Annotated in this window: 18 protein-coding genes; 6 read left to right on the top strand and 12 right to left on the bottom strand. The window is 55.6% G+C overall.

Features of this window, described 5'->3' with window-relative positions; genetic code table 11:
• Nucleotides 1-222: 222 nt before the first annotated feature.
• The 4 genes from galS to QLG08_RS01775 form a co-directional block, all read right to left on the bottom strand.
• Complete coding sequence (gene galS, locus QLG08_RS01790) at nt 223-1263, bottom strand: HTH-type transcriptional regulator GalS (protein WP_013026421.1); 1041 nt, start codon at nt 1261-1263, stop codon at nt 223-225.
• A 142-nt stretch (nt 1264-1405) separates the two neighbouring features.
• Entirely contained in the window at nt 1406-2566 is a 1161-nt protein-coding gene (gene yeiB, locus QLG08_RS01785) for a DUF418 domain-containing protein YeiB (RefSeq protein WP_014594110.1), read from the bottom strand.
• Between the two features lie 50 nt (nt 2567-2616).
• Nucleotides 2617-3282, bottom strand: a complete 666-nt coding sequence (gene folE / locus QLG08_RS01780; protein WP_014594111.1) for a GTP cyclohydrolase I FolE — start codon at nt 3280-3282, stop codon at nt 2617-2619.
• 125 nt (nt 3283-3407) lie between these two features.
• A complete protein-coding gene (locus QLG08_RS01775; protein WP_014594112.1) occupies nt 3408-4535 on the bottom strand; it encodes a YbfB/YjiJ family MFS transporter in 1128 nt (375 codons plus the stop codon).
• 106 nt (nt 4536-4641) lie between these two features.
• On the opposite strand from QLG08_RS01775, the gene QLG08_RS01770 reads away from it, so the two are divergent.
• The 3 genes from QLG08_RS01770 (at nt 4642) to fghA (ending at nt 7617) form a co-directional block, all read left to right on the top strand.
• Entirely contained in the window at nt 4642-5553 is a 912-nt protein-coding gene (locus QLG08_RS01770) for a LysR family transcriptional regulator (protein ID WP_013026425.1), read from the top strand.
• 78 nt (nt 5554-5631) lie between these two features.
• On the top strand, nt 5632-6756 hold the full coding sequence (locus QLG08_RS01765) for an S-(hydroxymethyl)glutathione dehydrogenase/class III alcohol dehydrogenase (RefSeq protein WP_013026426.1): 1125 nt from the start codon (nt 5632-5634) through the stop codon (nt 6754-6756).
• Nucleotides 6757-6771: 15 nt separating this feature from the next.
• On the top strand, nt 6772-7617 hold the full coding sequence (gene fghA, locus QLG08_RS01760) for an S-formylglutathione hydrolase (RefSeq protein ID WP_013026427.1): 846 nt from the start codon (nt 6772-6774) through the stop codon (nt 7615-7617).
• 36 nt (nt 7618-7653) lie between these two features.
• On the opposite strand, the gene QLG08_RS01755 is transcribed toward fghA, so the two are convergent.
• The 5 genes from QLG08_RS01755 to QLG08_RS01735 form a co-directional block, all read right to left on the bottom strand.
• Complete coding sequence (locus QLG08_RS01755; RefSeq protein ID WP_014594113.1) at nt 7654-8445, bottom strand: ABC transporter ATP-binding protein; 792 nt, start codon at nt 8443-8445, stop codon at nt 7654-7656.
• Entirely contained in the window at nt 8442-9518 is a 1077-nt protein-coding gene (locus tag QLG08_RS01750; protein WP_013026429.1) for an iron ABC transporter permease, read from the bottom strand. The genes QLG08_RS01755 and QLG08_RS01750 overlap by 4 nt, the downstream gene beginning before the upstream one ends.
• A gap of 141 nt (nt 9519-9659) precedes the next feature.
• Entirely contained in the window at nt 9660-11126 is a 1467-nt protein-coding gene (locus QLG08_RS01745; protein WP_282472791.1) for an amino acid permease, read from the bottom strand.
• Between the two features lie 183 nt (nt 11127-11309).
• Entirely contained in the window at nt 11310-12176 is an 867-nt protein-coding gene (gene yieE / locus QLG08_RS01740; protein WP_210523708.1) for a DNA-binding transcriptional regulator YeiE, read from the bottom strand.
• A 14-nt stretch (nt 12177-12190) separates the two neighbouring features.
• Nucleotides 12191-12556: a YkvA family protein gene (locus QLG08_RS01735; RefSeq protein ID WP_013026432.1), complete on the bottom strand. Its 366-nt coding sequence runs from the start codon at nt 12554-12556 to the stop codon at nt 12191-12193.
• 102 nt (nt 12557-12658) lie between these two features.
• On the opposite strand from QLG08_RS01735, the gene QLG08_RS01730 reads away from it, so the two are divergent.
• From QLG08_RS01730 to nfo, 3 genes are all read left to right on the top strand, one after another.
• Nucleotides 12659-13711: a YeiH family putative sulfate export transporter gene (locus QLG08_RS01730; RefSeq protein ID WP_282472790.1), complete on the top strand. Its 1053-nt coding sequence runs from the start codon at nt 12659-12661 to the stop codon at nt 13709-13711.
• A 178-nt stretch (nt 13712-13889) separates the two neighbouring features.
• Nucleotides 13890-14783, top strand: coding sequence for an Rpn family recombination-promoting nuclease/putative transposase (locus QLG08_RS01725; protein ID WP_282472789.1), 894 nt, complete (start codon nt 13890-13892; stop codon nt 14781-14783).
• 247 nt (nt 14784-15030) lie between these two features.
• The gene (nfo, locus tag QLG08_RS01720) at nt 15031-15873 is read left to right on the top strand and encodes a deoxyribonuclease IV (RefSeq protein WP_282472788.1); all 843 of its coding nucleotides are present in this window, start codon (nt 15031-15033) and stop codon (nt 15871-15873) included.
• Nucleotides 15874-15918: 45 nt separating this feature from the next.
• Here the strand turns inward: nfo and fruA are convergent, their stop codons facing one another.
• The 3 genes from fruA to fruB are packed head-to-tail and all read right to left on the bottom strand — an operon-like array spanning nt 15919 to nt 19695.
• The gene (gene fruA / locus QLG08_RS01715) at nt 15919-17613 is read right to left on the bottom strand and encodes a PTS fructose transporter subunit IIBC (protein WP_072138163.1); all 1695 of its coding nucleotides are present in this window, start codon (nt 17611-17613) and stop codon (nt 15919-15921) included.
• A 16-nt stretch (nt 17614-17629) separates the two neighbouring features.
• Nucleotides 17630-18568: a 1-phosphofructokinase gene (gene fruK, locus QLG08_RS01710; protein WP_013026437.1), complete on the bottom strand. Its 939-nt coding sequence runs from the start codon at nt 18566-18568 to the stop codon at nt 17630-17632.
• Nucleotides 18565-19695 (bottom strand): fused PTS fructose transporter subunit IIA/HPr protein, encoded by a 1131-nt coding sequence (fruB, locus tag QLG08_RS01705; protein ID WP_104933509.1) that lies wholly within the window; start codon nt 19693-19695, stop codon nt 18565-18567. The genes fruK and fruB overlap by 4 nt, the downstream gene beginning before the upstream one ends.
• Nucleotides 19696-20041: the final 346 nt, after the last annotated feature.

The raw sequence follows: 20041 nt of genomic DNA, 5'->3' as shown, positions 1-20041 counted from the left end.
TATCAGGCTGAGCCACTGCTGTGCCATGCAAAACTCAACTTCCGTGACTTCCGTGTAGGCTACTGCATCCATAGTGCGTGTCATGAACCATGTAAACCGGCGACCAGGCCGGTGCCCTCAACAGGAGAGTGGCGTTACATAATGTTTCAGTACTGTAAGACGCTGCCATCATAGTGATAGCAATGTTAATTAACTGTGAATACAATCACAGATTGAAAACGGTTACATCGTGGAATCGCCTGAATTAGTGACGGACTCCACAATTTGCTTTTGCGCTACGGAATGGCGGCGTACCAGCGTCGGCATAAAGATGTGTTTTGCACTGCTGTCGATACAGCCCGCGGCCCCCTGAAGCGCCAGTTCGGTGGCAAGTTTTGCCATTGAAACAATGGGATAGCGAACGGTGGTCAGTTGCGGATCGGTGTATCGGGAAATCGGAATATCGTCGAAGCCCACTACGGAAAAATGCTGAGGGACCTGAATTCCGTTGTCTTTAAGGGCCGTAAGCGCGCCTGCCGCCATGCTGTCGTTATAGGCGAATATGGCGCTCAGATTGAGATTACGCCCCAGCAGTTCAACCATTGCGGCTTCGCCGCCCTGCATGTCGGGTTCGGCGCTGGCTATCCAGCTTTCCTGCGGACGAATCCCCTGCTCTGCCAGGGCCTGCAGCCAGCCTTCACGCCGCTGTGTAACGTCTTCAATGGGATGACTGGAACACAAATAGCCAATGCGGCAATGCCCCTGTTGCAGCAGCATTCTTGAGGCCATCAATGCGCCCGTTACATTATCAAGGCTGACACAGCGATGCTCGAAACCCGGCACGCTACGGTTAATCACCACCATACCGGGCACCTGGCTCATAAAATCGGCCAGTTCGGCGTCTGAAAGCGTTTTCGCGTGCACCACCAGCGCATTGCAGCGTTGGCGTATCAACACTTCAATGGCGTGGCGTTCTTTTTCTTCATGGTGCCAGGAGTTACTGATCAGAACATGCTTGTGCACGCGCTGTGCCACGGTATCGACCGCCTTCACCAGCGCGCCGAAAAAGGGGTCGGAAACATCCATAACCACCACCCCGATGGTATCACTCACCTGGGTAGCCAGCGCCTGAGCGTTGGCGTTTGGGCGATAGCCCAGAGCGTCAACCGCCTGTAACACGACGTCACGTGTTTCAGCGGTGACCGCGCTGCTGTTATTTAGTACGCGCGAAACGGTGGCCACTGACACACCGGCCTGACGCGCAACATCACGAATCGTTATCATGCAGCACTTCCAGAGAGATAAGGCATTACGCCAGTTACAACACCGGCGCTATTTTGTCAGGGAAGATCGCCACACAGCGTGAATTACGTCACATCAATGAAAACGGTTACATACAATTCTGTAACCTTTGTGATGGCGGTCATTATCTTTCAGAGGGGGAAGTGGACGGTGCGCCTGCGGCAATCAGCGTCAGACGACGCCAGATCCATTCGAGGGGGCCCTGCGGGAAGTAACGCAGCCACAGCACGGAAAACAGCAGGTTAACGCACCAGATGACTGGCACCAGCATCACCAGCTGCAGGCGTGAGAAATGCATAAACTCGCCGAAGCGATAAAAGAGCGTGGTACAGATCAGGGATTGCAACAGGTAGTTGCTGAGCGCCATTCGACCTACGCAACGAATGGCATAGCTCAGCCGCCAGCGCTGAACCGAAGACCAAAAGCCGAAACACAATGCCGTATAGCCGAGGCTGATGAGCGGACTGGCCAGATCGCGCGGCAGTTGCAGATAAAACGCGCTCCAGCGGTAGTCCCAGTGAACCCACCACTGTGCGGCAACGCCCGCCGCCGCCATCAGCAAACCCAGCGGCAGCAACAGCGCGGCAACGCGTCGGTAGTGCTGTAGAGGAAAGGTTCCTTTCAGCCATCCGCTGCGCACCAGCGCCGCCCCCAGCATCATCAGTCCCGCCAGTTGCCAGCCGTACTGGGCCACCAGCGCCATCAATCCCGAAGAAAGGTGATCTAAACGAATCTGCACGGCGGCCAGACCGCCCGTGAGCTTCCAGAACTGCTCGTACTGGATCTCTGCAGCGCCCGGGAGCCATGAGGGCGACGTTTCAGGGCTGGAGATCAAGCCAAATACCAGCAACACGGCGCATCCCATCAGATAGAGCAGAATTCCGGTGTTAATTAACCCCCGGGTAGAGGGAACATCGCGCAGCATACGCCAGATAACCAGCCCGATAATGCCGTAATCCAGCAAGATATCGCCTTCCCAGATAAATACGCTGTGAATCAATCCCAGCATCACTAACAGGGATAAACGGGCAGTCAGCCAGCGGCTACCGCGTGACAGCTGCATCTGCAGGCCTGCTCCAAACAGCAGAGCGAAAAGCGTCAGGAATTTAAGCTGGGCAAAGACATCGGAAATAGCCCACGTCCAGGCATCAGAAAGTGTGATGCTGCCCTGCCAGGCAGGATTAAGGTAGGCAGCAGAAGGTAAACCAAAGCCAATAATATTTAACAACAGAATGCCGAGAATGGCACAGCCCCGAATAAAATCCAGCACGAGGTAGCGTTGCATGTGGGATCCTGATGTCTCAGGCGGGCGACCGTCGCGCCCGCCCGTCAGATTTAGTTATGACGCACCGCGCGCAGGAATTCCTGACGGGTATTTTGACTGGATTTAAACAGCCCACCCAGCGAGGTCGTGGTCGTGGCGCTGGTGGCATCCTTCACGCCGCGCGCTTTCACACAGTAGTGAACGGCATCGATCGAAACGGCAACGTTATTCGTTCCCAACAGCGTTTGCAGCGCCAGCAGGACCTGCTGTGTTAAACGCTCCTGCACCTGAGGCCGCTGCGCGAAGAACTGCACGATGCGGTTGATCTTGGATAAGCCGATCACCTTATCTTTAGGGATATACGCGACGGTGGCTTTCCCGTCGATAATCACAAAATGATGTTCGCAGGTGCTGGTCAGCGTAATGTCGCGAACCGTCACCATCTCATCCACTTTCATCTTGTTTTCGATGAGCGTGATTTTGGGGAAGTTGGCATAATCGAGACCGGAAAAGACCTCATCGACATACATTTTGGCGATGCGATGCGGGGTTTCCATCAGGCTGTCATCTTCAAGATCCAGATTCAGCAGCTGCATGATTTCCGTCATATGGCCTGCAATCAGGCTCTTACGCGTTTCATCGTCTATTTCACGCGTGGGTGCGCGCAGCGGCGTTTCCAGCCCACGCGCCAGCAGCGCTTCGTGGACCAGTGCAGCTTCCTGACTCAAGGTGCTCATCTTACTCTTCTCCGACAGGTGTTGCGCCCGCCGTCTGTTGCCAGCGGGTCATATTTCTGAGTGCGTATTGTGAAACTTTCTGTGCAGGGAATCCAGCAATCAATCCGATTGGAGATGAAAGCTTTTCACGCCTCCCGCCGCCAGACCAGAAGCCCTGCGACGATCAGACTGGCCCCTGCCACCCACAGTGCGGGTTCGAGACGATGAAGAAACAGCGTTGACAGCGAGGAGAGCATGGGCCCTGCCAGTTGCCCAACTGCGTAGCCGGTTGTCAGCAGGCCGGCCATATACCGCATATGCTGCGGTGCCAGTTCACGGGCACAGAGCAAAGACAGCTGTACCACACACAGAAAGCCGCCCCCTACCAGTAGCGCACCAATAAGCAGCCCGCTGAATCCCGGTAGCAATGCGGCCGCCAGCACACCCAGCGCCTGTGCCCACAGGGCCACCGCCAGGCGGGCATGACTGCTCCCCGTCTTGCGCGTGACAATGCCCAGAACAATACCGATGACCGCCGCACCGCCGAATATCGGCCAGACAAACTGTGCCATGGCACTGCCTGGAAAACGCACTGCAGCCATTTGTGAAAGAAATGTCGCGGGGAGAATATAGCCAAAGCCCGCCAGGCTGTAACTCAGGACCAGCCGCCGGAGGTTACGGGTCAGCACCAGCGACGGCGGTGCCTGCTCCGGACGATGTAGCTCACCCTTGCGCGGCAGATTTCGGCTAATGAGCGCCACCAATAGCGCCGCCAGCGCGGCATAAACCCACCAGGCCAGCGCCGCTGAGACCTGATAACTGTGCAAGCTCACCGCGAGCAGACCGCTGATAAAAATGCCTGCACCCGGTCCGGCAAAGACGGCTGCCGACAGCCCCGGACGACCATACTGATGCAACTGCTCGTTGCTCCACGCCGCCGCCAGCACCAGGGCGCATCCACTGGCCCAGCCGATGGCAAAGCGAATAACGCCATGCCACCACGGCCCGTCGGCAAAGGCCGACAGTGCCGTCAGCACCACGGCACCCCACGTTCCGAGTTGCAGACGCAACGCGACCTTATGGCGTGCGCGCATGGCATCGAAAGACCCGCACAGGTAGCCCAGATAGTTTAACGCCGCCACCAGGCTGGCGCTGGTCAGCGTTAACTGGTGCGCCTGAATCATCAGGGGAACCTGCGGAGTGAAGGCAAAGCGCCCGATTCCCATTACAACAAACAACGTCAAAAATGCACTTATTGCCACGCGAAACGCCATCTGCCACCTCAGTTTTTTACACAGAAACTTGCTTATAGCATGAACGATGCTTAAACTCACAAAAAGTGAATAATCTTAAGCAACTTGTTTACAGGAAGAGAACACTATGGATTTAGTTCAGTTACGTATGTTCTGTTCCGTGGCAGAAAGCGGTTCCCTGGCCCGTGCTGCGGAACAACTGCATCGGGTTCCCTCCAACCTCACGACGCGTCTGCGTCAGCTGGAAGAGGAACTGGGTGTCGATCTGTTTATTCGCGAAAAACAGCGCATTCGCCTGTCACCCATGGGCCATAATTTCCTTAACTACGCCCAGCGTATTCTGGCCCTGAGTGATGAAGCATTAAATATGACCCGAGCGGGTAAACCCGGCGGGAATTTTGCACTTGGCTCGATGGAGAGTACCGCCGCGACGCGCCTGCCGGGCCTTCTGGCTGCCTTCCATCAGCGTTTTCCTGCTGTCGCCTTATCGCTGATCACGGGCACCTCAGGGGAAATTATTGATCGAGTACGTGAAGGCACGCTGGCCGCGGCCCTGGTCGATGGCCCGGTTCAGCACGACGATCTGAATGGCTGTATTGCATTTCGCGAGGAGATGGTCTTGATCACCGATCTTGATCATATCCCGGTAACCTGCGCGCGCGACACGCAAGACGATACTCTGTTTGCCTTTCGCAACAGCTGTTCTTACCGGGTTAAACTTGAAGCCTGGTACCGCGACAGCCAGGCCGCGCCTCACAGCGTGATGGAGATTCAGTCTTACCATGCCATGCTGGCCTGTGTCGCAGGCGGCGCGGGCGTGGCTATGATTCCCGCGTCGGTGCTGAAACAGATGCCAGACCGCGCCCGTGTTCAGGTACACAGCCTGCCGGCTGAATATCGCAACACCGCCACCTGGCTGATGTGGCGACGCGATGCCTTCACGCCCAACGTTGAGGCGCTAAAGTATCTTATTATTGAACAATTTCACGATCGTCCGCTCAATGACGAGCTGATGCATCCATTGCAGGCGGCGGAATAGAGTTTCCGCGCTATTTTTAACTTATCACGACCATCCAGACGCCACATCGCGTCACAATCTGACTGGAAGAGGGATTGCATGAACATGATCAAAACCCGTGCCGCCGTAGCCTGGGCCGCAGGTGAACCGCTAAAAATCGAAGAAGTGGATCTTATGCCGCCGCAGAAAGGGGAAGTGCTGGTACGTATCGTCGCCACCGGCGTCTGCCATACGGATGCGTATACGCTGTCCGGCAGCGATCCTGAAGGCGTGTTCCCGGCGATTCTGGGTCACGAAGGCGGTGGCGTTGTTGAAGCGGTCGGCGAAGGCGTGACCAGCGTTGAAGTGGGCGATCACGTGATCCCGCTTTACACGCCAGAATGTGGTCAATGTAAGTTCTGCCTGTCCGGTAAAACGAATCTGTGTCAGGCCATCCGCACCACGCAGGGCAAAGGTCTGATGCCTGACGGTACCACGCGTTTCTTTAAAGACGGCAAGCCGATTTTCCACTACATGGGCACTTCAACCTTCTCTGAATATACCGTCGTGCCTGAAATCTCCCTGGCGAAAATCAGTAAAGAAGCGCCACTGGAAGAAGTGTGCCTGCTGGGTTGTGGCGTAACCACCGGTATGGGCGCAGTGATGAACACCGCCAAGGTTAAAGAAGGCGATACCGTTGCCATCTTTGGGTTGGGCGGCATTGGTCTGTCGGCGATTATCGGCGCGAAAATGGCCAAAGCGGGCCGCATTATTGGTATTGATATCAACACCAGTAAGTTTGATCTGGCGCGTAAGCTGGGTGCCACCGATCTGATTAACCCGAAAGACTATGACAAGCCTATTCAGGACGTGATTGTTGAACTCACCGACGGCGGCGTGGATTATTCCTTTGAATGTATCGGTAACGTCAATGTGATGCGCTCTGCTCTGGAGTGCTGTCACAAGGGCTGGGGCGAGTCGGTGATCATCGGCGTTGCAGGCGCAGGTCAGGAGATTTCAACGCGTCCATTCCAGCTGGTAACCGGCCGCGTCTGGCGTGGCTCTGCTTTCGGTGGCGTGAAAGGCCGTTCACAACTTCCCGGTATCGTGCAGGATTATCTTGATGGGAAATTCGCGCTGAACGATTTCATTACTCATACCATGCCGCTTGAAGAGATTAATGACGCCTTTGATTTAATGCATGAAGGGAAATCGATCCGCTCCGTCGTGCATTTTAACAAGTAACCGGGGGCGCTATCTATGACATCTACTCTGGAGCTGCTGGAAGAGCATCGTATTTTTGGCGGCTGGCAGCAGCGCTGGCGTCATCAGTCTCAGGTGCTTCATTGCCCGATGACGTTCAGTATCTATTTGCCGAGTCCGCGCGGTGATTCCCCGCCGCCGGTGGTGTGGTTTTTGGCGGGCCTGACCTGCAACGACGAGAACTTCACCACCAAGGCTGGCGCACAGCGTGTCGCTGCCGAGCTGGGCCTGGTGTTAATCATGCCGGACACCAGCCCACGCGGTGAGCAGGTTGCGAATGACGAAGGCTATGACCTGGGCCAGGGCGCAGGTTTTTACCTCAACGCCACGCAACAGCCCTGGGCGGATCATTACCGTATGTTCGACTACCTGAGTGACGAGCTGCCTGAGCTGGTTGCCGATAACTTTAAGGTCAGTGAACGTCAGTCGATAATGGGCCACTCCATGGGCGGACACGGTGCGCTGATGCTGGCATTACGTCTGGGAAACCGCTTTGCGTCGGCTTCCGCCTTTGCGCCCATCGTTAACCCTTGTGAGGTTCCCTGGGGCCAGAAAGCATTCACGGCCTATCTGGGGGACGATCGCCAGGCCTGGCTCGCCTACGACAGCTGCCAGCTGATGCGGGAGGTTCAGCATCGTCTGCCGTTGTTGATCGATCAGGGCGACAGCGATCAGTTCCTGGCGGATCAACTGCAGCCGGAGCGCTTAGAAGCGATCGCGCAGGAAATGGGCTTCCCGTTGACCCTGCGCATCCAGCCTGGCTACGATCACAGCTACTTCTTCATTGCCAGCTTTGTCGAAGATCACCTGCGCTTCCATGCGCAACACCTGCTGGTAGGGTGATCTCACACAGGGGATTGCCAGTGCAATCCCCTGATTTCAAGACAGTCCTTCCTGTACCAGCCCGTCAATCATGACCTGCGGTGTACCGCGTGAACAGTGCTCAATGCGGCCCTGTACGCCGTAAACCTGCGCCAGGGTTGCTGGGGTGATAACGCTATCCGGCGTGCCTTCGGCAATTAACCTGCCCGCTTTAAGCATCACCGCATGCTTAGCGTGGCGTAAGGCAATATTGATATCGTGCACCACCACCACCGTGACCATATTGCGCAGCGCGGTTTCACGCCGTACCAAATCCATCACGTGGAACTGGTAGTTTAAATCCAGCGCGCTGAGCGGTTCGTCCAGCAGCAGCAGCGCAGGCCGACGAATCAGCGACTGCGCCAGGCCCACTAACTGTTTCTGTCCACCGGAGAGCTGGTCAAGGTAACGCATGGCCAGATGCGCAATGCCCAGTTGCTCCAGCAGCGCCATCACGTCCGCCTCGCTGGCGGCGCTATGTAAACCACTGGAGGCGCGCTGTGCCACGATAATGGACTCCAGCACGTGCAGATGAACGCCAGCCGGCAGCGACTGGGGCAGATACACGACCTGTCTGGCACGCTGGGCGAAAGGCTGGGTCATCAGGTCTTCCCCGTTGAGCCACAGCTCGCCCTGCCCTTTATTCAGTCCGGCCAGCGCACGCAGCAGCGTAGATTTGCCACAGCCGTTCGGTCCTAGCAGAACCGTAATTTCCCCACGCGGCAGGCGCGCCACATTCAGGTTTTCAATGACCTGGTGTTTGGGATAACCGGTCGTGAAGCCGCGCAGGCTTAATCCTTGCTCCCTCATACTGTCCCCCGGTGACGCAGAATAATACTCAGGAAGAACGGTACGCCAATCAGCGAAGTCACAATGCCCACCGGCACGATGGCGCCGGGAATAAGGTTTTTCGACGCCACAGAAGCCAGCGACAACACCAGGGCACCGGTCAGCGCGCTGGCCGGCAAATAGAAGCGATGATCTTCACCAAACATCATGCGGGAAATATGCGGTGCCACCAGCCCAATAAAGCCAATCGGTCCGACGAAGGCGACGGCCAGCGCGGACAGTACGCTGATACGGAGCAGCGTGGCCAGGCGTAAACGACGAACATCAATACCAAAACTGATCGCCCTGTCTTCACCCAGGCGCAACGCGGTAAGTTTCCAGCTGCTGAGCATAGAGAAGGGAACCAGCAGCGCAAAGGCCGCACTTAGTACGCCCAGCTTTTCCCAGGAGGCGCGCGCCAGGCTGCCCATGGTCCAGAACACCAGCCCCTGTAACGTATCTTCGCTGGCAATAAACTGCATCATTGAAACCAGGGCGTTAAAAGTAAACACCAGGGCGATACCAAACAGCACCACACCGGACGATGACACCTGAGTCCATCGCGTAATGCCATCCAGCATCAACGCGGCAAACAGGGCAAACAGAAAGGCGTTGGCCGAGATAAACCACTGCCCGGAGATGCCCGGAATCCCTACGCCTAGAATAATCGCCAGTGCTGCACCAAACGCCGCCGCAGAAGACACGCCCAGCGTGAACGGACTGGCGAGCGGATTATTCAGGATCGTTTGCATTTCGGCGCCGGCGAGGCCCAGCGCCAGGCCAACAACAATCGCCATCAAGGCATAAGGCAGGCGAATATCCCAGACGATTACGCGGGTACCTGCATCGACGCTCTCAGGAGAGAGCAGCGTGTGCCACAACACGGACAAAGAGAGCCCTGCCGGACCGAGCGTAAAATCAAGAACGAGTGAGGCGAGTATCGCTATCAGCAGCGCACCCAGCCAGAAGATTCGGCGGCGCACAACCTGATGATAATTTTTTAATGTGTGCTGATGATCCGCTTCAGCACCGATCAACGAGGATTCCGTTGTCATGATTCAACCCAGTAATGGCTCCAGAATTAAAAACGCAGCCACAATAGTGCAGGTGATAATAATTATCAATTCATGGAATGTTAACAGTGATGACGTAAGCTTAAAAAACGCCCGGCGTTCACCGGGCGCTTTCAGGCATTGTTACTCTTTATAGACGGGAAATTCCATTTCAGTATATTTGACGATCCGACCGCCCCGCACCAGCCTGTAACCCAGCCAGATCAGCAGGAACAGAGGCAGACCGATATAGGTAGCCGCCACGCCGTACCAGTCGATTTTATCCTGCAGGAACGCCTGATAATTCTGGCCCAGAGTGATAATCAGACAAAGGACAAAAGCAAAAATCGGTCCAACGGGAAAAAAGCCGGAACGATATGGCAGCGCAGTAAGATCGTGGCCCTGCGCAACGTAACCCCGACGGAAACGGTAGTGGCTGATTGCAATACCGAGCCAGGCGATAAAGCCGGTCATGCCTGAGGTATTCAACAGCCAGAGATAGACTTCCTGATTGCCAAATTTCGAGGTTAAAAAGCACAGACCAGCCACCACCGTGGTCGCCCACAGGGCATTACGGGGGACGCCACCTTTTGACAGGCGGGCAAAGATACGCGGTGCTTTGCCTTCGCGTGCAAGGTTATAAAGCATGCGCGTTGAGGCGTACATTCCGGAGTTACCCGCGGACAATACCGCCGTTAAAATGACCGCGTTCATCACCGCCGCCGCTGACAGCAGACCGGCATTTTTGAACACCAGCGTAAACGGACTGACGCTGATATCTTTAATATCATTGTGTAACAGCTGCGGATCGGTATAAGGCAAAATCAGGCTGATGATCAGGATAGCCAGCACATAGAAGAGCAGGATACGCCAGAACACCTGACGTACTGCGCGAGGAATATTCTTCGCCGGATCTTCTGATTCGCCCGCCGCAATACCGATGAGTTCAGTGCCCTGGAAGGAGAAGCCGACAATCATCGCCACGCCGATCATCGCGGCGAAACCGCCCGCAAATGGCGCGTCACCGACCTGCCAGTTATGCCAGCCCGCATTTTCAGCGCCGCGCATAATCCCGACAATCATCAGTACGCCAACCACGATAAAGATCACCACGGTGACAACCTTTATTAGCGAAAACCAGTACTCCGTTTCGCCGAAGCCTTTCACCGAGATGTAGTTGATCAGGAACATCAGGCTCAGGAACAGAGCGCTCCAGATCCATCCTGGCGTGTCCGGGAACCAGTAATTCATCACCAGTTGGGAAGCCACCAGGTCAACGGCAATCGTAACCGCCCAGTTGTACCAGTAGTTCCAGCCAAGGGCAAAACCAAAGCCTTCTTCGACGTATTTCGCACCGTAGGTAGCAAAAGAACCGGATACTGGCATAAATGCCGCCAGTTCACCCAGGCTGGTCATGAGGAAATAAACCATCAAACCAATCAGAACATAGGAGAGTAACGCGCCGCCTGGACCGGCCTGAGAGATGGTGGCACCTGATGCCACAAAGAGGCCTGTACCGATTGAACCGCCAATGGCGATCATGGTGAGGTGACGCGCTTTTAGATCGCGTCGTAACGCAGGTTGTTGTGTTGTTTTTGTGTCATTATGCATGTGTAAACATTACGCTGGGTAAAAATAAGGCGCGATTGTAGCAGCAAAGGCCGCACTGTATAGCGAATGCTGCGTTGATATAAGTTACCTTCATGATAGGCGGCAGATTATTAGCGGCAGCGCCTGTCTCCCTGAATTTCAAGGGGTTGAACCGCTTATTTCATCATCAGCCTCCCCCTGCGGTTATTCCCGGCAGTAGGACAAAAACCGTGACAGCGCCTTTGAGATATGTTTTTGCCGGTGATGAATACGGTAAAGCGTACGCGTCAAATTGGGCAAAGGCGTATTCAGCTCAATGAGCGTTCCGGCACTGAGCTGGTCGGCAATAACCCGACGGGATAAACAGCTAATGCCCATGCCGTGACGCACGGCATGTTTGATCGCTTCGGAGTTGCCCAGTTCCATGCCCAGTTGGAAGGTCGGCAGATGAGACAGCAGCAGGTAATCAACGATTTCGCGCGTCCCTGAACCCCGTTCGCGAAGAATCCAGGTGGCCTCCGCCAGCGATGCCAGCGTCACCGGCTGCTGTAAAATGGCAGCAGCCGGCGCGGCAAACACCACCAGCTCATCGTCAAGCCAGGGCTCGCTTACCAGTTCCGTCATATGACAGGGACCTTCGATTAACCCGACATCAACCCTGAATTCAGACACGGCCATGATCACGTCCTGGCTGTTTCCCACGCTCAGCTCTAAAGGTAAGGTCGGGAAATCACGGCGGTAGCCGGCAATCATCCCCGGCAACAGGTAATTCCCGATTGTGCTACTGGCATAAATTCGGATAGCCCCGTTATCTTCTTTAAACAGCTGTTCGATTTCCGTCGCCTGTTCAAGCAGGCCGACGGCCCGCGGGTATAGTAACCGGCCGTGTTCATTCACTACCAGTCGCTTACCTACACGGTCGAAAAGCTGAACGCCAAGCTGGTTTTCCAGATCGGCGAGTGCCGCACTGACGGCTGACTGGGACAAGGCCAGCACCTGAGAAGCCTGCGTGGTGGAGCCGCTTTTCAGCACTTCGGTAAAAACGTCGATTTGTCGCAGTGTAATGTGCATGGAGACTCCTGAATCTAACGCTGTAAGAGGTAAACCATCAGGGCTATCCACAGCAGAAAAACCACACCCAGCACACCGAACAGGGTTTTACCGCGTGCACGCTGCTGCCGGGCACGCTCTGCGCTGCTGGCGCGCACTTCCGTGGGTAACATTTTCAGCAGCAACATTACGCCGGTGGGAATGATCACTGCATCATCGAGTAGCCCGACGACCGGGATGACATCAGGGATCACATCAATGGGGCTGATGCCGTACGCCATGAGTCCCACGGCCGCGCCTTTACACCACAGCGGCGTTCGGGGATCGCGGCAGGCATAGGCGAGCGTTAAAACATCTCTTTTGATGAGCGTGATGAAGCGCCCCAGTCGTGCGAACAGCATATATCCTGCCTTATCACTTATAGCGGTAGATTATAAATATATAATCAATTTCACTTTTAACAAACCTGGCGCGATGATGCGTGCTCAACCAGGAGCGTAATCATGGCCGACATCAGCATTTCAAAATCTCACACTGTGCAGCAATGGCTGCCAGGCCTGTTGCTATGCGGTACCCTTGCCAGCGTCACGGCGCTGCTGGCGCAGGTACCTGCCGTCTCGCATCTGGGGCTGGGTTCGTTAACTCTGGCCATTATGCTGGGCATCATTATCGGGAACAGTGTTTATTCCCCGATGGCCGGTCAGTGCGACGCTGGCGTACTGCTGGCCAAACAAAAACTGCTCCGGCTGGGCGTGATACTGTTCGGATTTCGCATCACCTTACAACAAATCACGGATGTCGGCCTGAGCGGCGTCGTTATTGATGTACTGACCCTGAGCAGCACGTTTTTTATAACCTGCCTGCTGGGCAGGCGCCTGCTCAGGCTCGATCGTGACACCGTGTGGTTAATCGGTGCGGGGAGCAGCATCTGCGGTGCCGCTGCCGTACTGGCCACAGAGCCAGTCGTGAAAGCGGCCCCCTCAAAGGTGGCGGTGGCCGTGGCAACGGTCGTGCTGTTTGGCACCCTGGCGATCTTTGTTTATCCCTTGCTGTGGCCATGGGTTCATCATCTTTTACCTGCCGTCAGTCTGACACAGTTTGGTGTTTTCACCGGTTCGACGATCCACGAAGTGGCCCAGGTGGTCGCCGCCGGGCACAGCATTGCGCCCGAAACCGAGAGCAGCGCAGTCATTGCGAAAATGCTCCGGGTGATGATGCTGGCTCCGTTTTTACTGTTGCTGAGCGGTGTACTGCGACGTGAACAGTCAGCACAGCATAGCGCACAGCCAGTCACCTTTCCGTGGTTTGCTTTAATGTTTGTCGCTGTCGCTCTGTTCAACTCCCTGCACTGGTTGCCGGCCGGGTGGGTTAACACATTAAATACCCTCGGCGGGATCCTGCTGACCATGGCAATGGCAGCGTTAGGCTTAACTACCCGCTTTACTGCCCTGCGCGCTGCCGGATTTAAGCCTGTGCTGTTAGGAGCACTAGTATTTGTCTGGCTGATTGTGGGTGGAGGTACTATTAATCTGCTGGTCCAGCACCTCATGGCGTAAGCACGCAGCCCTCTCCCTTCCTGACCGGCCCGTGACGGGGCCGGTTATGGCGGCCACTTCCCCTTCACTGCCCCACACGCGGAGATTTGCGAGACGCGCCGTACATTACTGCGCCGTTATTAGGCGAACGCCCCGGTCTGCCCTATTTTAGGCGGGTCATTTTTTCGAGCCGGGACGGATGAAGTTAAAAACCACCACGCCAACGCCTCACGATGCCCTGTTCAGGCAGTTTCTGACACAGCCCGATATTGCGCAGGATTTTATGGCGATCCACCTGCCAGAACCGTTACGCGCCCTTTGCGACCTGTCCACCCTTAAACTGGAATCGGGTTCGTTTGTCGAAGACGATCTGCGTCAGTATTTCAGCGACGTGCTCTACAGCCTTAAAACCGCATCCGGGGAAGGCTACATCCACGTGCTTATCGAGCATCAGTCCGGTCCGGATCAACATATGGCCTTCAGGTTGATGCGCTATGCGATTGCCGCCATGCACCGCCACCTGCAGGCCGGGCATAAAACACTGCCGTTGGTTATCCCGATGTTGTTCTATACCGGTAAACGCAGCCCGTATCCTTATTCCCTCTGTTGGCTCGATGAATTTGCCCGACCGGACATCGCGGGCGCACTGTACACCACGGCTTTCCCTTTGGTTGATGTGACGATTATCCCTGACGAGGAGATTGCACACCATCGCAGCATGGCCGCCTTAACCTTACTGCAAAAGCATATCCACCAGCGAAACCTGACAGCCCTGATTGACAGCCTGGTCAGCCTTCTTCTACACAAACATCTCTCTTCATCGCTGGTGATATCGCTGGTAAACTACATGATACAGGTGGGCGAAGCTTCAGATGCGCAAACCTTTGTTCATAAGCTGGCACAGCGGGTGCCGCAACACGGAGAGGCTCTGATGACCATTGCAGAACAGCTGGAACAAAAAGGCATTGAAAAAGGCAGGAAGGAAGAAGCGCTGAAGATTGCCCGGGCCATGTTAAATAACGGCCTTGATCGCCCGACCGTGATTAAAATGACCGGCCTGACCGAAGACGAATTGGCGAAACTCCGCCACTGATTCGCTGCGTTGCCTTCTTCCGACAGACAAGCTCGATTCGGCATCGGCCGTTTTCGCCTCACGCCCGGCCCCTTTCCAGTGACTTTTCGCGTATTCGGGTGAAAACAGCAAGCCCTTTTCGGCACGGCTGTATTCCTGATAATGCCTCCTCCTGACCTCGCTAAAAATTTCCTGCGCACCGCGCTTTGCCAAAGCGCCATCGTGTATCATGCCGTTCAATCTGAGTTAAATCCTTCAGGAGAACGGCATGAAGTATATTGGCGCGCACGTCAGCGCATCGGGTGGTGTGGATCAGGCGGTCCTCCGCGCCCACGAACTGGAAGCCACGGCTTTTGCGCTGTTCACGAAGAACCAGCGTCAGTGGAAAGCCGCCCCGCAGTCAGACGAAACCATCGCCGCCTTCCGCGCTGCCTGTGAGAAATACCATTTTGGCCCGGGCCAGATTCTGCCGCACGACAGCTATCTGATAAACCTGGGGCATCCGGTCATGGACGCGTTGCAAAAATCGCGCGATGCGTTCGTAGATGAAATGCAGCGCGCGGAACAGCTGGGGCTGACGCTACTGAATTTTCATCCGGGCAGTCATTTACAGCAAATTGATGAGCTGACCTGCTTAAAGCGCATCGCCGAGTCAATTAACATCGCCCTGGATCAAACCCACAGCGTGACCGCCGTTATCGAAAATACCGCCGGTCAGGGCAGCAACCTGGGGTTCCGCTTTGAACATCTGGCGACCATTATTGAACACGTCGAAGATAAGTCGCGCGTCGGCGTTTGCATCGATACCTGCCATGCCTTCGCGGGCGGATACGATCTGTGCAGTGAAGCCGCCTGCACGGAGACCTTTGCCGAATTTGAGCGCGTGGTGGGTTTTAACTATCTTCGCGGGATGCACCTGAATGATGCCAAAAGTACGCTGGGCAGCCGGGTTGACCGTCATCACAGCCTGGGTGAGGGGAATATCGGTAAAACCGTCTTTAGCTGGATGATGAAGGATTCGCGGTTCGATGGTATTCCGCTGATTCTGGAAACCATTAATCCCGATATCTGGAAAGATGAAATTGCCTGGCTTAAGTCAGAACAACGTTAAGAAATAAGAAAAAGGAGCCTTGCGGCTCCTTTGTCGTCTTACCTGTCAGGCTTTCGCCAGCTCTTCTTCCGGGCGTTTCAGTACTGCATAGCCTAATCCGGCAATCGCGGTACCAATCAAAATCGCCATCAGATAACCCACGACCGGCGTAATCGCCCCCGGGATTAACAGGACGAACAGGCCACCGTGCGGTGCCATCAGCTTGGCACCAATCGCCATGGAAACGGCACCGGTTACTGCGCCACCGACGATACAGCATGGCAGGACGCGCATCGGGTCACGGGCCGCAAACGGAATCGCACCTTCTGAAATAAAGCACAGACCCAGAACCAGCGCGGCTTTACCGCCTTCCTGCTGACCTTTGTTAAATTTACGACGCGCAACCAGCGTCGCTAGCCCCATCGCCAGCGGTGGCACCATACCGGCAGCCATAATTGCGGCCATAGGTGCGTAGGTTTGTGAACTCAGCAGGCCGACGCCAAATGCGTAAGCAACTTTGTTAACAGGACCACCCATATCGGTACACATCATGCCACCCAGGATAGCGCCCAGCAGGATTGCATTCGCGGTACCCATGTTAGCCAGCCAGCTGGTCAAACCGCTCATGATGCCCGCGACCGGTTTACCTACCACGTAGATCATCAGCAAGCCGGTGATCAGGCTGGCAAACAGCGGAATAATCAGGATAGGTTTTAGCGCTTCCATACTCTGTGGCAACTTCACCTTACCGCTGATCAGTTTGGCCGCATAACCCGCAATAAAACCGGCGATGATGCCGCCAAGGAAGCCCGCGTTGATGCTGGTGGCGATCATACCGCCAATCAGGCCAGGCGTCAGACCAGGACGATCCGCGATTGAGAAGGCAATAAAGCCCGCCAGAACCGGAACCATCAGTGCAAAGGCACTCCCGCCACCGATTTGCATCAGGGCAGCGGCCAGCGTACCGGGCTCTTTAAAGGCCGTGATACCAAACGCAAAAGACAGCGCGATACTCAAGCCACCCGCCACCACCATGGGCAGCATGTAGGAGACGCCGGTCAACAGGTGACGGTAAGCCCCCGCGCCGCCCTCTTTTTTCTCTTCCTGAGAACTGTTTTGCGCGCCAGAAGGTTTATAAGGCTTCGCTTCTGCCACGGCTTTATCCAGCTCCTGCGCGGTCTTTTTCAGTGCCAGACCAGTTGAGGTGCGGTACATCGGTTTACCCGCAAACTTAGCCAGATCCACTTCGATATCCGCGGCCACGATAACCAGATCGGCTGCGGCAACTTCTTCAGGGGTGATCGCGTTACCGGCCCCTACAGAGCCACGGGTTTCAACTTTAACCCACCAGCCGCGTTTGGTCGCTTCCGCCTGGATTGCCTCGGCCGCCATAAAGGTATGCGCAACGCCCGTTGGGCAAGCGGTCACGGCAACCACACGTTTTGGCCTATTCGCTGGCACAGCGGCAACGGCAGCAGGTGCTGCCACGCTGGCTTGCCAGGGTTTCGCTTCGGCTTTGGCACGATTCAGGAACAGTTCAGGTTCACTGACTGCCTGCTGCACATCGCCCAGCCACACGGATTTCCCCGTCAGCGCGGCATCCTCTGGTACTGTTTTACCGGTGACGATCACCAGTTCGGCCTCGGCCGGGTTTTCGGTTAGCGTTATACCAGCCTGAGCAGCCGCAGCGGCCAGACGTTGTTTTGCCATGTAGGCAGAAGCCAGTCCTGTTGAAGGATCTTTTATCAGCAGCGTTTTCACTATCGCTCTCCTGCTGTCAGTTAACGGGTTGTAAGTCGACGCGCGCCATCATTGCGGCCAACTGGGTACGATCGGTCACGCCGACGTTGCTCTGGCTGACAGCCATCGCGGCTACCGCAGTAGCCAGACGCAACGTATGTTCACTGGATTCACGCATTAACAGGCCATAAATCAGGCCACCTACCATGGAGTCACCTGCGCCAACGGTGCTGACAACTTCGCACACCGGCGGTTTAGCTATCCATTCACCTGAGGCATTGACCCAAAGTGCGCCTTCAGCACCCAGAGAAATCACCACATGTGCAATGCCCTGCTCACGCAACTCGTGCGCTGCGTCAATCACGTCCTGGAGTGCAGGTAGCTTGCGCCCTGCCCAAATCTCAAGCTCGCGACGATTAGGTTTAACCAGCCAGGGCGCGGCTTTCAGGCCCGCCACCAGCGCTTCGCGGCTACTGTCAAAGATGATGCAGGGACAGTGCGTACGCAGTTCAGTCATCCAGCGGGTAAAGGCATCCGGATCCACCCCCTCCGGCAGGCTGCCACTCACGCACACCATATCGAACTGGCCCAGCCAGGTTAATGAGTCGCTGGTAAAGCGATCCCAGTCCTGAGCCGTCACCTGAAAACCGGAAAAGTTAAGATCGGTCACATCACCGGTTTGCTCAGTCAGCTTGACGTTGATGCGCGTGCGGCCATTCACGACCTGAAAACGGTTGGCGATCCCCAGTTCACTAAAGAGCTGCTGAAAACCATCCTGATTGTCTTTACCCAGAAAGCCACCAACGGTTACGTCGATACCCAGATCTTTCAGCACTTTCGCCACATTGATGCCTTTCCCGGCAGCATGTAAGCCAGTGGTTTTCACCAGGTTCACTTCACCACGTTCAATTTCTGGCGTATAACCGACCAGGTCGTACGCAGGATTCAACGTTATGGTTGCAACACGTCTGGTCATGCCGCCCCCTCACCTAAGCCACTGTTGATGGCTTCTTCGATAGCCGTCAGTGCCTGTTGGGCATCTTCACCACTGGCAGTAAAACGCAGGCGGTGACCTTTTTTCACACCCAGCGCGACGACTTTCATAAGGCTGCGTCCGTTTGCAGGTTTACCGCTGCCATCAAGGTTGGTAATCGTAATGTCGCTGTTGAACTGTTTAATCACGCTCACCAGGGCGGTCCCCGGACGCGCATGTAAGCCATGCTCGTTGCGAATAGTAAATTCAGCCGTCAGTTGGTCTGCCTGCTCGTCAACTTCGCTGGTTAGCAGGGCATAAACACCTGCCGCATCGGCTTTCAGCAAACGGTCGGCTTTGTTGCTGTGCAGCAGTGCGCTCAGGTAACCCAGTACCTCCAGCGGGCGGTCATCGACGGCGGCCACGCTGACTAGCATTGCCACGGATTCACCTTCATGTTCAAAGGCTGTCGTCGCGCGGCTGACGGCCACACCGCTTTGCAGATTGCCTTTGCCGCTGTCGCTTAACCAGATGCCCTGCCCCAGACTCAGCGGTTTACTGGAAACCACCTCAGCAACATAGCTGGCATCAACCACACCCGCAGCCTGTAAGCGGCCGGCATTGACGGCCTGCAGCGTTATCAGGTCACGTGCGCTGACATCCAGGGAAATTAGTGAAGTATCGAAGCTGAATTCAGCTGACTGCTTCTCACCCATCAGCAGCGCGCGCAGATCTTCAGCAGAGGCCGTTTTAAGCTGTTCGGCGATGCTGTCGTCACTCAGTACGTGCGTCAGCTGGCGCAGCAACGTCAGATGTTCATCAGATTTCGCGGCAATACCAATCGCGACATAGGCCGTTTGATCGTCGCCCCAGGCAATTCCCTGAGGAAACTGAAAGACCTGAACGCCGGTTTTCAGCACCAGATCGCGCGTGTCGGTGGTGCCGTGAGGAATGGCGATGCCATTACCCAAAAAGGTTGAGGTTTGCTGCTCACGCGCCAGCATGCCGTTGACATAACCTTCCGCCACGTTACCCGCAGCGGTAAGTGCCGCCGCAACCTGACGAATCGCATCTTCTTTATTTTGGGCGCTGGCTCCGGTATGGATGGCCTGCAATTCGAGCTGGAACATAATTCTCCTCGCTTGCTGATTGAATCGTTTCAGCTCAATGGTGTTGAATCTTGCTGTTTGACCTGGTGAAGGTTGTCACAGCAACGCTGAAACGTTTCAGGGATTGTTATTCAGCTTGGCTTTGCAGGCAAGAAAATGCGTAAACGGCATAACAGATCTTTGACATTACGCACAATTCAGAGAGGTTACGGAATTTTCTTAAAAATAGTGCTGAAGTCTGGACGACACGAGGCCGATTTTTTTGAGCGTGATTTCAGCAGCGTCAGCAGACGCTGCAAACAGGGTAACGTTAACCTCTCAGAGGCACGTTGCCAGACAGTGATAATCCACCAGCACGGGCTTCACA

It is taken from the genome of Pantoea sp. V106_11, assembly GCF_029967885.1.
Taxonomy (GTDB): Bacteria; Pseudomonadota; Gammaproteobacteria; order Enterobacterales; family Enterobacteriaceae; genus Pantoea; species Pantoea ananatis.
The sequence above is the reverse complement of the archived record's forward strand: the minus strand, read 5'-3'. Positions and strand labels throughout refer to the sequence as shown.

Coding starts and splice junctions, on each gene's coding strand:
- galS (WP_013026421.1), bottom strand. CDS start 1,263: ATGATAACGATTCGTGATGTTGCGCGTCAGGCCGGTGTGTCAGTGGCC.
- yeiB (WP_014594110.1), bottom strand. CDS start 2,566: ATGCAACGCTACCTCGTGCTGGATTTTATTCGGGGCTGTGCCATTCTC.
- folE (WP_014594111.1), bottom strand. CDS start 3,282: ATGAGCACCTTGAGTCAGGAAGCTGCACTGGTCCACGAAGCGCTGCTG.
- QLG08_RS01775 (WP_014594112.1), bottom strand. CDS start 4,535: ATGGCGTTTCGCGTGGCAATAAGTGCATTTTTGACGTTGTTTGTTGTA.
- QLG08_RS01770 (WP_013026425.1), top strand. CDS start 4,642: ATGGATTTAGTTCAGTTACGTATGTTCTGTTCCGTGGCAGAAAGCGGT.
- QLG08_RS01765 (WP_013026426.1), top strand. CDS start 5,632: ATGAACATGATCAAAACCCGTGCCGCCGTAGCCTGGGCCGCAGGTGAA.
- fghA (WP_013026427.1), top strand. CDS start 6,772: ATGACATCTACTCTGGAGCTGCTGGAAGAGCATCGTATTTTTGGCGGC.
- QLG08_RS01755 (WP_014594113.1), bottom strand. CDS start 8,445: ATGAGGGAGCAAGGATTAAGCCTGCGCGGCTTCACGACCGGTTATCCC.
- QLG08_RS01750 (WP_013026429.1), bottom strand. CDS start 9,518: ATGACAACGGAATCCTCGTTGATCGGTGCTGAAGCGGATCATCAGCAC.
- QLG08_RS01745 (WP_282472791.1), bottom strand. CDS start 11,126: ATGCATAATGACACAAAAACAACACAACAACCTGCGTTACGACGCGAT.
- yieE (WP_210523708.1), bottom strand. CDS start 12,176: ATGCACATTACACTGCGACAAATCGACGTTTTTACCGAAGTGCTGAAA.
- QLG08_RS01735 (WP_013026432.1), bottom strand. CDS start 12,556: ATGCTGTTCGCACGACTGGGGCGCTTCATCACGCTCATCAAAAGAGAT.
- QLG08_RS01730 (WP_282472790.1), top strand. CDS start 12,659: ATGGCCGACATCAGCATTTCAAAATCTCACACTGTGCAGCAATGGCTG.
- QLG08_RS01725 (WP_282472789.1), top strand. CDS start 13,890: ATGAAGTTAAAAACCACCACGCCAACGCCTCACGATGCCCTGTTCAGG.
- nfo (WP_282472788.1), top strand. CDS start 15,031: ATGAAGTATATTGGCGCGCACGTCAGCGCATCGGGTGGTGTGGATCAG.
- fruK (WP_013026437.1), bottom strand. CDS start 18,568: ATGACCAGACGTGTTGCAACCATAACGTTGAATCCTGCGTACGACCTG.
- fruB (WP_104933509.1), bottom strand. CDS start 19,695: ATGTTCCAGCTCGAATTGCAGGCCATCCATACCGGAGCCAGCGCCCAA.